The 13,024-nt window shown below is 73.1% G+C and carries 13 protein-coding genes; 6 read left to right on the forward strand and 7 right to left on the reverse strand.

Going from position 1 to position 13,024, the window contains the following annotated elements; translation table 11 throughout:
• Positions 1 to 86: 86 nt before the first annotated feature.
• Positions 87 to 476 (reverse strand): VOC family protein, encoded by a 390-nt coding sequence (locus ACFYMU_RS31000; protein WP_388380312.1) that lies wholly within the window; start codon positions 474 to 476, stop codon positions 87 to 89.
• 63 nt (positions 477 to 539) lie between these two features.
• Between ACFYMU_RS31000 and ACFYMU_RS31005 the strand changes: the two genes are divergently transcribed.
• Together ACFYMU_RS31005 and ACFYMU_RS31010 are read left to right on the forward strand one after the other, a co-directional pair.
• Positions 540 to 1,532 carry a helix-turn-helix transcriptional regulator gene (locus ACFYMU_RS31005; protein WP_388380314.1) on the forward strand — a complete coding sequence of 331 codons (993 nt, stop codon included), beginning with the start codon at positions 540 to 542 and terminating at the stop codon, positions 1,530 to 1,532.
• Positions 1,513 to 1,773: a hypothetical protein gene (locus ACFYMU_RS31010; protein ID WP_388380317.1), complete on the forward strand. Its 261-nt coding sequence runs from the start codon at positions 1,513 to 1,515 to the stop codon at positions 1,771 to 1,773. Before ACFYMU_RS31005 ends, ACFYMU_RS31010 begins: the two co-directional genes overlap by 20 nt.
• Before the next feature lie 100 nt (positions 1,774 to 1,873).
• Here ACFYMU_RS31010 and ACFYMU_RS31015 read toward each other — a convergent pair whose 3' ends face one another.
• The gene (locus tag ACFYMU_RS31015) at positions 1,874 to 2,506 is read right to left on the reverse strand and encodes a response regulator (protein WP_388380320.1); all 633 of its coding nucleotides are present in this window, start codon (positions 2,504 to 2,506) and stop codon (positions 1,874 to 1,876) included.
• Positions 2,503 to 3,639 carry a GAF domain-containing protein gene (locus ACFYMU_RS31020; protein WP_388380323.1) on the reverse strand — a complete coding sequence of 379 codons (1,137 nt, stop codon included), beginning with the start codon at positions 3,637 to 3,639 and terminating at the stop codon, positions 2,503 to 2,505. Before ACFYMU_RS31020 ends, ACFYMU_RS31015 begins: the two co-directional genes overlap by 4 nt.
• 241 nt (positions 3,640 to 3,880) lie before the next feature.
• On the opposite strand from ACFYMU_RS31020, the gene ACFYMU_RS31025 reads away from it, so the two are divergent.
• The 4 genes from ACFYMU_RS31025 (at position 3,881) to ACFYMU_RS31040 (ending at position 8,079) form a co-directional block, all read left to right on the forward strand.
• Entirely contained in the window at positions 3,881 to 5,530 is a 1,650-nt protein-coding gene (locus ACFYMU_RS31025; RefSeq protein WP_388380326.1) for a long-chain fatty acid--CoA ligase, read from the forward strand.
• A 46-nt stretch (positions 5,531 to 5,576) separates the two neighbouring features.
• Positions 5,577 to 5,900, forward strand: coding sequence for a hypothetical protein (locus ACFYMU_RS31030; protein WP_388380328.1), 324 nt, complete (start codon positions 5,577 to 5,579; stop codon positions 5,898 to 5,900).
• A 116-nt stretch (positions 5,901 to 6,016) separates the two neighbouring features.
• Positions 6,017 to 6,448 carry a DUF485 domain-containing protein gene (locus ACFYMU_RS31035; RefSeq protein WP_388380331.1) on the forward strand — a complete coding sequence of 144 codons (432 nt, stop codon included), beginning with the start codon at positions 6,017 to 6,019 and terminating at the stop codon, positions 6,446 to 6,448.
• Entirely contained in the window at positions 6,445 to 8,079 is a 1,635-nt protein-coding gene (locus ACFYMU_RS31040; RefSeq protein ID WP_388380334.1) for a cation acetate symporter, read from the forward strand. The genes ACFYMU_RS31035 and ACFYMU_RS31040 overlap by 4 nt, the downstream gene beginning before the upstream one ends.
• An 87-nt stretch (positions 8,080 to 8,166) precedes the next feature.
• Here the strand turns inward: ACFYMU_RS31040 and ACFYMU_RS31045 are convergent, their stop codons facing one another.
• From ACFYMU_RS31045 to ACFYMU_RS31060, 4 genes are all read right to left on the reverse strand, one after another.
• A complete protein-coding gene (locus ACFYMU_RS31045) occupies positions 8,167 to 9,429 on the reverse strand; it encodes a PucR family transcriptional regulator (protein WP_388380336.1) in 1,263 nt (420 codons plus the stop codon).
• Between the two features lie 248 nt (positions 9,430 to 9,677).
• Positions 9,678 to 11,096 (reverse strand): aldehyde dehydrogenase family protein, encoded by a 1,419-nt coding sequence (locus ACFYMU_RS31050; protein WP_388380339.1) that lies wholly within the window; start codon positions 11,094 to 11,096, stop codon positions 9,678 to 9,680.
• Between the two features lie 207 nt (positions 11,097 to 11,303).
• On the reverse strand, positions 11,304 to 12,044 hold the full coding sequence (locus tag ACFYMU_RS31055; protein ID WP_388380342.1) for an ABC transporter permease subunit: 741 nt from the start codon (positions 12,042 to 12,044) through the stop codon (positions 11,304 to 11,306).
• A gap of 18 nt (positions 12,045 to 12,062) precedes the next feature.
• Positions 12,063 to 12,818 (reverse strand): ABC transporter ATP-binding protein, encoded by a 756-nt coding sequence (locus ACFYMU_RS31060; protein ID WP_388380345.1) that lies wholly within the window; start codon positions 12,816 to 12,818, stop codon positions 12,063 to 12,065.
• Positions 12,819 to 13,024: the final 206 nt, after the last annotated feature.

Here is a 13,024-nt window from a genome sequence, read left to right on the forward strand (position 1 = left end):
TCGGGCCGCCACGCCCCGGCGGGACAGCGCGGGTGCGCTGCCCCTGTCCGGGTGCGCGAGCGTCGTCAGCGGTCTGCCGGTCGCGCTCAGGCCAGGGTGGAGATGCAGAACGGGTGGCCTGCGGGGTCCAGCAGGACCCGCCACCGGTCGGGGTCCGGCTGGAATTCCGGCTGCACGGCCCCCAGTGCCAGCAGCCGGGCCTGGGCGGCATCCAGGTCATCGACGCCCAGGTCGATGTGGGCCTGCTTCTCCTGGGCAGGATCCGGCCAGGTGGGGCGGCGGTACGCGGACAGCCGGTTGAATCCCAGTCCGGCCGCGCCCTCCTGGCCGAGCAGGACGAAGTCGTCCGTGGAGAAGACGACGGGCAGACCGAGGGCCTCGCCGTAGAAGCGGGCCAGTTCGGCGGGGTCCGGGCAGTCGAAGGTGACGGCCGAGTAGCGGAACGTGGGGTGCGCGGAAGGGTTTCCCGTGTTCATGAAGGAGACGCTACGGCGGGACCAGGACACATTCGGTCCTGGTCATGTGGAACACTCGAGAACGTGATCAGCGCATCCGCCCGCCTGCTGCGACTGGCCGCCTTGCTGGCCGCACGGCCGTCGTGGACCTGCGGTGAGCTGGCCGAGCGGATGGCGGTCACCGACCGCACGGTGCGGCGGGACGTCGCCAAGCTCCGGGAACTCGGTTACGCCGTCGAGTCCGACCCCGGCCCCTGGGGCGGTTACCGCCTCCGTGCCGGGTCCCGGGTGCCGCCGCTGATCCTCGACGACGAGGAAGCACTCGCCGTGGCCGTCGGGCTGCGCGAGGCGGCGTCGAGTGGCGCGCTCGGCGGCGATCAGGCCGCCCTGTCGGCGCTGCTGAAACTGCGGCAGGTTCTGCCGCAGCGGATCGCGGACCGGCTGGGCGAGATGGACGCCGCCTTCGTCCACACCCCCAGATACGACGAGCCGCAGATCCCGCCCGGCATGCTGCTGGAACTGGCAGCCGCGTGCCGTCGGGGCGAGCGCGCCCGACTTTCGTACCGCGACCGGGAAGGAAAGGCCACCGTCCGGGACGTCGACCCGTACCGCCTCGTCCACACCGGCCGCCGGTGGTATTTCGTCGCGCGGGACGTGGCGCAGGGCCAGTGGCGGACCTTCAGGGCCGACAGGGTCGACCGACTGCAGCCGACCGGACACCCGGTGGAACTCGTCGACCCGCCCGACCCCGCGCTCCTCGTCTCCCGCTCCGTCGCGACCGGCCCCTACCCGCTCTGCGCGACGATCCGCCTTCCGGTGTCCATGGACCGGGCACTGCGGCTGATCCCGTCGACAGTCGGCCACCACCGTCCCGAAGGCCCCGACGCCACGGTCATCGACATCGGTGGTCCCGACGCGGACTGTCTGGCGAGATACCTCCTCGGCCTGGGCACACCCCTGCGGGTCCTGTCACCGGACGCCGTACGGCAAGCCCTGCTGCGCCGTGCCCGGGAACTCCTCGAGAGCAACGCGCCACCGGTCGAAGAACCCGCCGATCATGCCAGGGCGAACTCATGACCGTCCGCAACGAGACTGCTTCAGGGCCCGGCTCGGCAGGCCCCCGGCGAACCCGACGCGCAACGCCGACCGGGAGCTCGCCGAGACGGCACGGGGCGAGTTCCCGGCCGGCCAGGCGTGGGAGATCGACCTGTGGGCGGCCGAGCAACCGCGGGAGGAGGACGTGAAGTTCCTGGCAGAGCTTGGGCGGAGGTCTGCCGTGCGCGCGTTCGGCGGCCAGGACGGCCGGGGCGCCTCCTGAGCTCGCCGGCCCGCTGGGCGGGTGCGGAGGCCGTGGTGAACGGCTCCCGGCGCCGTCCCCCACCCCGAACCACGCGAATCAACGACCCGCGCAACACGCCCTAGAGGATTCCGCGCTCGCTCGCCCGCGCCAGAGCCTCGACGCGGTTGCGGGCCCCCAGCTTCTCCAGCGTGCGCTGGATGTACGTCTTGACGGTGTTGCGGGTGAGACCGAGCACGTCGGCGATCTCCTGGTTCGTCTCCCCCATCGCCACCCGGCGCAGGATCTCGTACTCCCGGCGGGTCAGGCCGCTGTCCTTGAGCCTTCGGTTCAGCAGCGCGCTGAGCAGGTTGTCGGGGCTGGTCCGGACCACCCGTTCCCCGGCGTGGACCCGGCGGACGACGTCCACCAGGTCCGACCGTTCGGCGTCCTTCACCACCACCGCGTGCGCTCCGGCGCCCAGTGCCTCCTCCAGAGCGGCATGCTCGGGATAGGCGGTGAAGATCACCACTTTGACGCCGGGGACGCGGGTCCGCAGCTCGCGGACGACCTCGGGGCCGAGCATGTCGGGCAGGCGCAGGTCCAGCAGGACCACGTCCGGCACCAGCCGCTCCGTCTCCAGGATCGCGTCCCGGCCCGAACTCGCGTATCCGGACACGGTGATCCAGGAGGCGTTGCCCAGCGCCAGGGCGACACCGTCGCGGACGATGGGGTGGTCGTCCACGACCAGGACGCGCACCGTCGACTCGCTCACGCCGGCACCCACGCCTGGACGGTCACGCCGCCGTCCTCGTTGCCGCCGACGCTGACCCGGCCGCCGACGCGCTGCAGGCGCTCCGACATGGTGGACAGGCCGATGCCGCCGCGGGGGGCGTCCTCGGGGGGCAGACCGGCCCCGTCGTCGGCGACGGTCACGCACACGCCTCCCGCCTGGCTGAACACGCTCACCACGACGGAACGGGCGCGGGCATGCTTCTCGACGTTGAGCAGCGCCTCGCGCGCCGCGTCGGTCAGCGCCCTGATCCGGCCCGCAGGCAGACCGGGCACCTCGGTCACCATGATCAGCCGGGCGATCACGCCGGTGCGCTCCTGGAAGGCCCTGCAGTCGGTGCGCAGCGCGACGCCGAGCGCGACCTCCTCCGGCGGCGCGTGCAGCGCGTGCAGCGACACGCGCAACGCGGCGGCCGCCTGGATCGCCTGCTCCTCGAGGTCTCCCAGACGCGCCGACACGGCGTCCCCGGCCGGCAGCTCCTCGGCCAGCGTGCGGATGCCCGTCCCCAGGGTGAACAGCATGGCCCCCACGGTGTCGTGCAGGTCCAGCGCGAGCCGGCGCCGTTCCTCGTGGACCGCCACCTCCGCCGCGTGACGGGCGCGCTCCGCCACCACGGCGGCGGCCGCGGCCCGGCTCGCCGCCTGCTCCAGCGCCTGGGTCGTCCGGTCACCGAACGCGGAGGCCTCCCGGTTCGAGCCGTACAGGACGCCCAGCAGCCGGTCGTCGTGGATGACGGGGACCGCGATCATCGCGCCGAGCCCCTCCGTCTCCGCCTGGGCGTTGAAGTGGTGGGTGATGGTGTCGGAGCGCCGGTAGTCACTGACCCACAGGGGGCGGCGCCTGAGCATGACCTGCCCGCCCAGCCCGCACCCGGCGGACACGACCAGACCGTCCACCGCGGGCGTGCGGGCGTGCACGACGTGCCCGAGCACCAGCTGGTCGGCACCGTCCGGTTCCCCCACCCACGCGACGTCGACCCCGCTCAGCTCGGGCACGTCGTCCACGATGCGGCGCATGGCGGCGGACTGGTCGAGCAGCGCGATGATCTGGCTGTATCCCTCGGTGAGCTCGAACAGGACGCCAGGCAGCGGCCGGTCCCGGCTCCCGTCTGACACGTTCGTCATGGTAGGTCGTCTCCCGCCGGCGGACCAGGATCGGCAGCGTGTGCTCCGCTTCCGCATCCTCCCGCGTCGCCACGGCCGTGACCATCTCCGAACGGAGACCTCCGAACTCATACCTCCCCCTGGAGCTACCCGCGCCGGGCGGAGGGGCCCAGGATCGCGGCAAGAGCCGCAACGGTCGGTGACGTGACGGAGACCGCTCACCGACACCGACACCGAAGGAACACCCACGCACATGCCCAGCTCCCAGGTCATCCCCAGCACCATGCAGGCCGCGCCCCTGCTCGTCCGCAGGCTGCTGGAGAACGGCATGACGCTGCACAGCGGCAGTGAGGTCGTCACCGCCACCGGCAGCGGCACCCGCCGCGCCGACTACGCCCGTGTCGGCCGCAACGCCGCCGCCCTGGCCCACGCGCTGGCCGACCTCGGCGTACGCCCCGGTGACCGGGTGGCCACCTTCATGTGGAACAACCAGGAGCACCTGGAGGCCTACCTCGCCGTCCCCGCCATGGGCGCCGTGGTCCACCCCCTGAACATCCGCCTCTTCCCGGAACAGCTCACCTACATCGCCGACCACGCCGAGGACACGGTCGTCATCGTCGACGACTCCCTGCTGCCCGTCTTCGCCGCGCTGCTGCCCGGCATGCGCACGGTGCGGCACGTCATCGTCAACGGCGAGACGGACCCCGCTCTGCTGCCCGAAGGCGGCCCGGTGACCGTCCACGAGTACGGGCGGCTGCTGGCGGACCGGCCCGAGACGTACGACTGGCCGGATCTGGACGAGAACCAGGCGGCGGCCATGTGCTACACGTCCGGGACCACGGGCAACCCCAAGGGTGTCGTCTACAGCCACCGCTCGCTGTACCTGCACTCGCTGGGCATCAGCCTGCCGGACCTCATGAACATCTCCGCCGCGGACCGCCTGCTCGCCATCGTCCCGCAGTTCCACGCCCAGGCATGGGGACTGCCGTACGCGGCCTTCCTCACCGGGGCCTCGCTCGCCATGCCGGACCGGTTCCTGGCCCCCGCGCCGCTCGCGCAGTTCATCGCCGCCTCCCGTCCCAACAAGGGCGCGGGTGTGCCCACGGTGTGGCAGGGACTGGCCGACCACGTCCGGCAGCACCCCGAGGCCGACATCTCCAGCCTCCGGGAGGCCGTCGTCGGCGGTTCCTCCTGCCCGCCGTCACTGATGCGGACCTACGAGGACGAGCTGGGCATCCGGCTGCTGCACGCCTGGGGGATGACCGAGGTCTCGCCGCTGGGCGCCCTGGCCCGCGCCCCCGAGGGCACCGACGGGGAGGACGCCTGGCGCTACCGCCTCAGCCAGGGGCGCTTCCCGGCGCCCGTGGAGGCCCGGCTCGTCGGCCAGGACGGGGCCGTCCTGCCCTGGGACGGGCGGAGCGTCGGGGAGCTGGAGGTGCGCGGGCCCTGGATCACCGGCTCGTACCACCTCGACGACGACGCGGAGAAGTTCCACGACGGGTGGCTGCGCACCGGTGACGTCGGAACGATCAGCGCCGACGGATTCCTCACCCTCACCGACCGGGTCAAGGACGTGATCAAGTCCGGTGGGGAGTGGATCTCGTCCGTCGAGTTGGAGAACCACCTCATGGCGCACCCGGCGGTCGCCGAGGCATGCGTCGTCGCGGTCCCGGACGACAAGTGGGGGGAGCGTCCCCTGGCCACGGTCGTGCTCCGGGACGGCAGCCCGGTCGCGCACGGCGACCTGCGGCAGTTCCTCGCCGGCAAGGTGGCCTCCTGGCAGCTGCCGGAGCGCTGGGCGCTCGTGGAGTCGGTGCCCAAGACGTCCGTCGGCAAGTTCGACAAGAAGACGCTGCGCAAGCAGTACGCGGACGGAGAGCTGACCGTCGACGTCATCTCGTAGCAGAGCCCCGTCCGGGACCATCCATCCATCTGCCCGAGGAACTGTCATGAGCCGCATGACCCTGCCCTCCGAGGGGGATCCCCAGTCGGTGTCGGCCCTGTACCTGAGCCGGCTCGACCACGAGTCCCTGTATTCCGACGCGGAGTTGCTCCACGCCATCACCGAGACCGTCGAACGTGTCGGCGGACGGCACCGGCTGGCCGGCCGGTACGCCGAAGCGCTCTCCGAGGAGGCCGCGGCGGGCGGCCTCCGACGGGGTGAACGGCGCCGCTGGGCCCACCGCATGGCACGGGAGCTGGCCCGCGGTCCGGTCGGTACGAAGCGCACCGAGCGCACCGAGCGCACCGCACGGACGAGAGGGACGTCATGAGCTGGGCGTTCCCACCGCCACCGCGAGGCGGGCCCGATGGGCACGGTTCCGGGCAGGGTCCCGGGCAGGGTCCCGGTCCGCGGCACCGTGGCGGTCCCTGGCAAGAGCAAGGGCCAGTGCCAGGGCCAGGGCCAGGGGAGCGGCAGGGGCCGGGCCCCGGCCGTCGACCCGGTACCGGCCCCTCGTGGGGGCCGGTACCGCCGCAGCGCCCCGTCGCGCACCGGGCATCGGACCCGCTTCTCGCCGAGCAGCTCCAGGCCGATCCGGCCCTGCTGCGTCTGCGGGCGGCACACCGGCGTCCGGTCTTCACCGTCGCGGGCGCCGTGATCGCGCTCTACCTGCTGAACGGCCTGCTGGCGAGCGAGGTGCGCGGCGTCATGGCCGTATCGATCGCCGGACCGCTGAACACCGGTCTGGCCCTGAGCCTTCTGCAGTGCGTCACCACCGTCTGGGCGGTCCTGTGGTACGCCCGCCACGCCGGGTCCCGGCTCGACCCCGACCGCTCACAGCTGAGGGACCGGTTCGACGAGCGGGGTGAGGCGCGATGAGCCTTGCCGTGTCTCTGGGCGCCTCCGGCGCGTTCCCCGTGTTCGTGGTCTTCGCCGTGTTCGTGACCAGCGCCCTGTTCCTCGCCCTGTGGGTCACGACGGACCGGGTCACCCCGGGCGACTTCTACGTCAGCGACGGCCGGCTCACCCCCGCGCGCAACGGCGTCGCCCTCTTCGGTGACTACATGTCGGCCGCCACCCTGCTCGGCTCCCCCGGCGTGGTGGCGCTGGCGGGCTACGACGGCATCCCCTACCTGCTGGGGCCGATCGTCGCCTGGGTGGTCCTGCTCCTGCTGGTCGCCGAGCCGTTCCACAGCACCGGGCGCTACACGATCGGCGACAGCCTGGGGCGGCGTCTGCGTCCACGGTCCGTGCACCTGGCCGCGGGCACCGCCACCCTCGTCATCTCCCTGGTGTACGTGATCGCCCAACTGGTCGGCGCGGGCGCGCTCGCCGCACCGATCCTGGGGCTGAACAGCACCGGGGCGCGGCAGATCATGGTGGGGGCGCTCGGCATCCTCATGGTGATCTACGTGGTGATCGGCGGCATGCGGGCCACGACGGCGGTACAGCTGGTGAAGGCCGTCGTGCTGCTCGGCGGGGGCGGGTACCTGGCCCTCCTCGTCATGTCGCGCCACGGCTGGAACCCGGCTGCCCTGCTGAGCCGGGCAGCGGACCACAGCGGTCTGGGGGCCGGCTTCCTGCGGCCCGGCATCCGCTACGGCGACGACGGTGTGGGCAGGCTCGACTCGCTGAGCATGCAACTGGCGGTGCTGCTGGGAGCCGCGGGGCTGCCGCACCTGCTGATGCGGCTCAGGGCGGTGCCCACGGCGCGGGCGGCGCGCGGATCGGTCACCTGGGCGACCGGCCTGACGGTGGCGTTCTGCCTGACGGCCGGTGTGCTGGGCTTCGGCGCGGTGGCGCTGCTCGGACGGGCGGCCATCGCGGCCGACAGCCCCACGGGCAACTCCGCCGTCCTGCTGCTGGCCGAGTCCCTCGGCGGCGCGTTCCTGCTCACCCTGATCTCCTGTGTCGCCTTCACCACCATCCTCGCGGTGGTCGCCGGCATCGTACTGGCCGCGTCGACCGCGCTGGCGCACGACCTCTACCAGGTCGGGCTGAGGGGCGGCAGGGCGTCGGAGAAGAGCGAACTGCTCGTCGCCAGGGGCGGAGTGCTGCTGATCGGGCTCAGCGCAACGGGGCTGTCCATGTACGCGCAGGCCCAGAACATCTCGTTCCTGGTCGGTCTCGCCTTCGCCGTCGCGGCGTCCGCGATCCTGCCGGCGCTGCTCTACCACCTGTACTGGAAGGGCTTCACCACCAGGGGAGCGCTCTGGAGCATCTACGGGGGGCTGCTGTCCTCGGTGCTGCTGGTGCTGTTCTCCCCCGCCCTGTCCGGAGATCCGGCCGCGCTGCTGCCGGACATGGACTTCGCCGTCTTCCCCCTCAGCAACCCGGCGGTGGTGTCCGTCCCGCTCGGCTTCCTGCTCGGCTGGCTGGGCTCCGTCCTCGACCGGAGGGAACGCGGCGGGGCCGCGTACGCGGAAGTGGAGGCCCGCGTCCTGCTGGGGTCCGGGATCGGATCCGTCCCGCGGCACGGGCCCATGGCAGGGGATGTGCCGGGCTTCTGAACGCCGTCACCGACCAGGGTGTCCCCCCCGCCGTCGCGGCCGGGGGGCACCCATGTCCCGGGCACCCATGTCCCGGGCACCCATGTCTCAGGGACCGGCCGGATCGGCCCCGTCGGCCGGGCCGGCGGGGATCGTGGGCCGAGGCCCCGTCAGCAGTCGGTGCGCCTCCAGCGCGAGGTGGATCTCGCTGGCCCCCACCGGGTCGGCGGCCGAGCGCCCGGTGAGTTCCTGCACCCGCCGCAGACGGTGGGTCACGGTGTTGCGGTGGCAGTACATCCGCGCGGCGGTCTCGGTGGCGGACCCGCCCGAGTCGAACCACCGGCTCAGCGTCTCCAGCAACACGTCCCGTTCGTGGGGCGGAAGGTCGAGAACCGGGCTGAGCACCTCGCGCACCGCGTGCTGGGCGGAGTCGGGGGCGCTCACCACCATCAGCCGGACCGGCGAGTCACCGTAGGAGGCCACGTCGCGGGCGCCCGGTTCGACACAGGCGCAGGCGAGGCGCGCCTGGCGGAAGGCGCCGGGCGCCTGCTCGAGGCCGTGGAAGAGGGCGCTGACGCCCACCCGTCCGACGCCACGCCGGCGCATGAGGTCCATGGCCTGCGCAAGGCCGCGGGGGGACCGCAGCGAGAGCAGCCCCACCTGTGCGTCGTCGTCCAGGCGCCAGACCGACCAGATGCCGAGGACCCGCAGTGCGCCCTCCACGTCGTGCAGCGCGTCCTCGTCCGCCGGACCGCCGCCGGCCCTGCCCTCGACGCTGACCACCGCGAAGACGCCGCGCTGCGGCAGCCGCAGCGCGTCGGCGCACTCCCACAGGTGCGCCCCCTCGTCCAGCCTGCCGTCGAGCAGCGCGGCCAGCAGCAGGCTCCTGACCTGCCGGTCCCGGTGAGCCCTTTCGGACATGGTCTCGCGGTAGGCCGCCGCCACCGCATCCGTGAAGGCGTCGCTGACCGACCAGACCGCGGTGGCCAGGTGCGGTATCTCGCGGGTGACGGTGTCTCCCGCCTCGGCCAGGACGCACTCCCACAGGAACCGCCCGGCGAGCCGGTAGGCGTGCGTCACCGCCGACAGCGGCACCTCGTGCTCGGCCTTGAACCGGCCGGTGTCCTGCGGCACGCGCAGGTCGAGGCCGTCGCGGCCCAGTTGGGTGACCATGGAGTGCAGGTTGTCGGCGCAGGAGGTGCGCAGCTGGTCGTACTTCACCTGGGCGTGATCGCGGTAGGCGTCCTCCTCCTCCGTGATCCGGTGGGTGAGGCCGTCGGCGAACCGGTCGATTCCGGGCAGCAGCACATCGATCAGCCCGCGCAGGCGGTCTTCGGCGCGTACGCCGTCGTCATGAGAGGTGGCAGTCATCGGGGCTCCCGCAGCGAGGTGAGCGGGACCGCCGTGCGGAGGGTCCCACCACGACGGGCCAGTGGCCCGGTCGCTGCCGGGCCCCTGGCAGAGTAACCACACGAGGGGGCGGTGACGAGGGACGAGGGCCCCCGGCGTCGGACGGGGGCCAGGTGGGTGTCCTCCCTCGGGCGGCCGGCAGCCCGCGGGCGGCAGCCTGCGGCCGACGTCCCGCGGGCGGCGTCCCGCAGGTGGCGTCCCGCGGGCGGTCAGTGCTGGATGGCCTTGGTCTCCAGGAACTCCTCGAAGCCCAGGCGCCCGGCCTCCCGGCCCACACCGGACTGCTTGTACCCCCCGAACGGGGCGAGCGGGTTGAACGCGCCGCCGTTCACATCGACCATCCCGGCCCGGATCCGGCGGGCGACGGCCCGCGCCCGCTCGGGGTCGCCCGACCACACGGCGCCGGCGAGACCGTAGGGCGTGTCGTTGGCGATGGCCACGGCCTCCTCCTCGGTGTCGTAGGGAAGGATCGACAGGACGGGACCGAAGATCTCCTCGCGGGCGATGGTCATGTCGTTGGTGACGTCCGTGAAGACGGTGGGAGCGACGAAGTAGCCGGGTCCCTCGTGCGGCGCCTCGGGGCCTCCCGTCAGCAGGGTCGCGCCCTCGGCGATCCCGGCCGCGATGTACTCGCGTACGCGCTTGAGCTGGACGTCGGAGACCATGGGACCGATCTGCGTCTCCTCGTCCTGCGGGTCGCCCACGCGGTAGCCGCGCGCCGCCGCGGCGGCGATCCGCCCTGCCTCCTCGAGCCTGTCCCGCGGGACGAGCATGCGGGTGAGGGCGATGCAGGTCTGACCGGAGTTGAGGTAGCACTTGGCCACACCGTCGGTGACCGCGGCCTCCAGATCGGCGTCGTCCAGGATGATGTTGGGGGACTTGCCGCCGAGTTCGAGCGCCACCTTCTTGACGGTCTCCGCCGCGAGCGCCGCGACGCGCCGGCCGGCCCGGGTCGATCCGGTGAAGGAGACCATCGCCACGTCGGGGTGGGCCACCAGCGCCTCGCCCACCACCGGGCCGTATCCGGTCACCACGTTGAACACTCCGGCGGGCAGCCCCACGGACTCGGCGATCTCCGCCAGGAGCATGGCGGACAGGGGGGCGACCTCGGAGGGCTTGAGCACGACGGTGCAGCCCGCGGCCAGCGCGAGCGCCACCTTCAGCGAGACCTGGTGCAGCGGGAAGTTCCACGGCGTGATGCAGCCGACCACGCCGACCGGCTCGCGCACGACGTGGGAGTTGCCGATCTCCTCCGGCCCGAAGTCGAAGCCGAGCGCCAGCTCGGCGGCGTGGCCGAAGGTGAACGCGGGCAGTCCCGACTGCAGGACGCGGCTCTCCTGGACGGGAGTGCCGACCTCGCTCGCCACCAGGCGCGCGATGTCCTCCGCACGCTCCTGAAGCGCCTCGTGGATCCGCCGCAGCCAGTCCGCACGGGCCTCGGGAGCCGCCTGGGACCAGTCCTCGAACGCCCGGGTGGCGGCGCGCACGGCCCGGTCGACGTCCTCGGGCGTACCGGCCGGGATCGAGCCGATCACGCGCTCGTCCGCCGGGTTGACGACCTCGATCACGTCGGCGTTCCGCGGCTGCGTCCATGCCCCGTCGACGAAGTGCCCGCTGTATGTCTTCATGGTTGCGCTCCTGTGGTCGACCCGGTGTTTCCGGGCAGTGTGCGCGAGCCGTCACGGCGGGGTCGATGGAACGGTGACGCGGGATCGGGCCGGCCGATTGTGCATCCGCACAGGGCGGGCCCCGGGGACGGCCTCCGTCGGTCCCGGTCCCCGGTGCCCGGTTGCGAAGGGGGCACCGGGGAGCGGTGTCCGCGACGGACCCGGAGGTCAGGACACGTCGCGTCGCAGGGACGTGGTGACGGCCAGTACCGCGAAGACGAGCGTGTAGACCGCGAGGACGGCGCCTCCGCCCCAGCGCGGCAACAGGTCCTGGGGCCCGATGGCCTCGGCTCCCGCGCCGAGCGCCCGGCCGGCGTTGAAGGGCAGCCAGCGGGCGAGGTCGCCGATCAGCTGACCGACGATGCCCTCGACCAGGGCGACCCACGCCAGCGCGACGGCGACGGCGCCGACGACGCCGCGGATGAGCGCCCCCACGCCGACGCCGATGGCGGCGAAGGCGGCGTTCCAGGCGATGCCGCCGCCGATCGTGGTCCACATCGACGAGTCCGCCCAGGCGAAGGCCACGCCCTTGTCCGCCCACCAGGCCGCCGCGACGACCAGGCCGACGAGGCCGCTCACCACGCCGGACAGCGCGGCGAAGACGGCATGGACCAGCAGCTTCGCGCCGATGACACGGCCGCGTGAAGGGGTCGTCAGGTAGGTGTCCGTGATCGTCCGGTGCCGGTACTCCCCGGCGACCGCGAGGATGCCGAAGACCAGCGTGAAGAGCGAGGCCACGCCCACGTGGGCGAGCGCCTGACTCTGCATGAGCGGGTCGCGCACATTCCTGCCGGAGATCACGAGGCCGCTGACGCCCGCGGCGACCAGCAGTGGGGAGGCCGCCAGCAGCAGCCACGGGCTGCGGACGGTGCGCAGTTTCAGTACCTCGGTGCGGATCAGGGTGTTCATGGTGCTCGTTCCTCGCGCTCAGCCGTGGACCGGCGCGGTCGCGGCGCCGGTCACGGGGTCGGAATCCCGGGTGGACGTCAGCCGGAGAAACGCGGCTTCGAGCGTCTCCCCCTTCGCTCCGGTCAGCTCGGCCAGCGGGCCCGCGTGGCGCAGCGTGCCGCCGGCGACGATGACCACGCGGTCGACGGTCTGCTCCACCTCGCTCAGCACATGGCTGGACATCAGGACGGTGCGGCCCTCGGCGGCCAGGTCCCGCAGCAGATCCCGCAGCTCGGCCATGCCCGCCGGGTCCAGGCCGTTGGCGGGTTCGTCCAGCACCAGCACGCCCGGGTCGCCGAGCAGGGCTCCGGCCAGACCGAGCCGCTGCCGCATGCCGAGGGAGTAGCCGCCCACGCGCCGGTGGGCGGCGTCGGCCAGCCCGACCCGTTCCAGCACCTCCTCGACGCGTGAGCGCGGAATGCCGCCGGCCCGGGCGAGGATCCGCAGATGATCGCGTCCGCGCCGGCCGGGATGGAACCCGGTCGCCTCCAGCACCGCGCCCACCGTCCTGCGCGGCGCGCTCAGTTCGGCGTAGCGGCGACCGTCGATCAGGGCCCTGCCCGCGGTGGGCCGCACCAGACCCAGGAGCATGCGCAGCGTGGTGGTCTTGCCGGCCCCGTTCGGGCCGAGGAACCCGGTCACCACGCCCGGCTCGACCTCGAAGGTCAGTGCGTCGACCGCGGTCGTCGCACCGTACCGCTTGGTCAGGCCGTCCACGGTGATGCCGGCGTTCATGGCGTCCTCCGGTGCGGGAGCGGCGGAAAGGTCGGGTGCATCGGGGTTCTCCCCTTTTCCATGGCGTCGATGAGTGGTGGGGGGGGCCCCCCCCCCCCCCCCCCCCCCCCCCCCCCCCCCCCCCCCCCCCCGCCGCCGGGGGGGGGGGGGCCCCGGGCCCCCCCCCCCCCCCCCACCGCCGTGCGGCACGCGCATATGCCCGGCCG

Source organism: Streptomyces sp. NPDC007264 (assembly GCF_042869095.1).
In the GTDB taxonomy this organism is placed as follows: Bacteria; Actinomycetota; Actinomycetes; order Streptomycetales; family Streptomycetaceae; genus Streptomyces.

Bases quoted from the DNA above. Each gene is read 5' to 3' on its own strand.
- ACFYMU_RS31010 (WP_388380317.1), top strand. From the start codon at position 1,513: ATGCCAGGGCGAACTCATGACCGTCCGCAACGAGACTGCTTCAGGGCC.
- ACFYMU_RS31000 (WP_388380312.1), bottom strand. From the start codon at position 476: ATGAACACGGGAAACCCTTCCGCGCACCCCACGTTCCGCTACTCGGCC.
- ACFYMU_RS31030 (WP_388380328.1), top strand. From the start codon at position 5,577: ATGAGCCGCATGACCCTGCCCTCCGAGGGGGATCCCCAGTCGGTGTCG.
- ACFYMU_RS31060 (WP_388380345.1), bottom strand. From the start codon at position 12,818: ATGAACGCCGGCATCACCGTGGACGGCCTGACCAAGCGGTACGGTGCG.
- ACFYMU_RS31045 (WP_388380336.1), bottom strand. From the start codon at position 9,429: ATGACTGCCACCTCTCATGACGACGGCGTACGCGCCGAAGACCGCCTG.
- ACFYMU_RS31050 (WP_388380339.1), bottom strand. From the start codon at position 11,096: ATGAAGACATACAGCGGGCACTTCGTCGACGGGGCATGGACGCAGCCG.
- ACFYMU_RS31040 (WP_388380334.1), top strand. From the start codon at position 6,445: ATGAGCCTTGCCGTGTCTCTGGGCGCCTCCGGCGCGTTCCCCGTGTTC.
- ACFYMU_RS31025 (WP_388380326.1), top strand. From the start codon at position 3,881: ATGCCCAGCTCCCAGGTCATCCCCAGCACCATGCAGGCCGCGCCCCTG.
- ACFYMU_RS31055 (WP_388380342.1), bottom strand. From the start codon at position 12,044: ATGAACACCCTGATCCGCACCGAGGTACTGAAACTGCGCACCGTCCGC.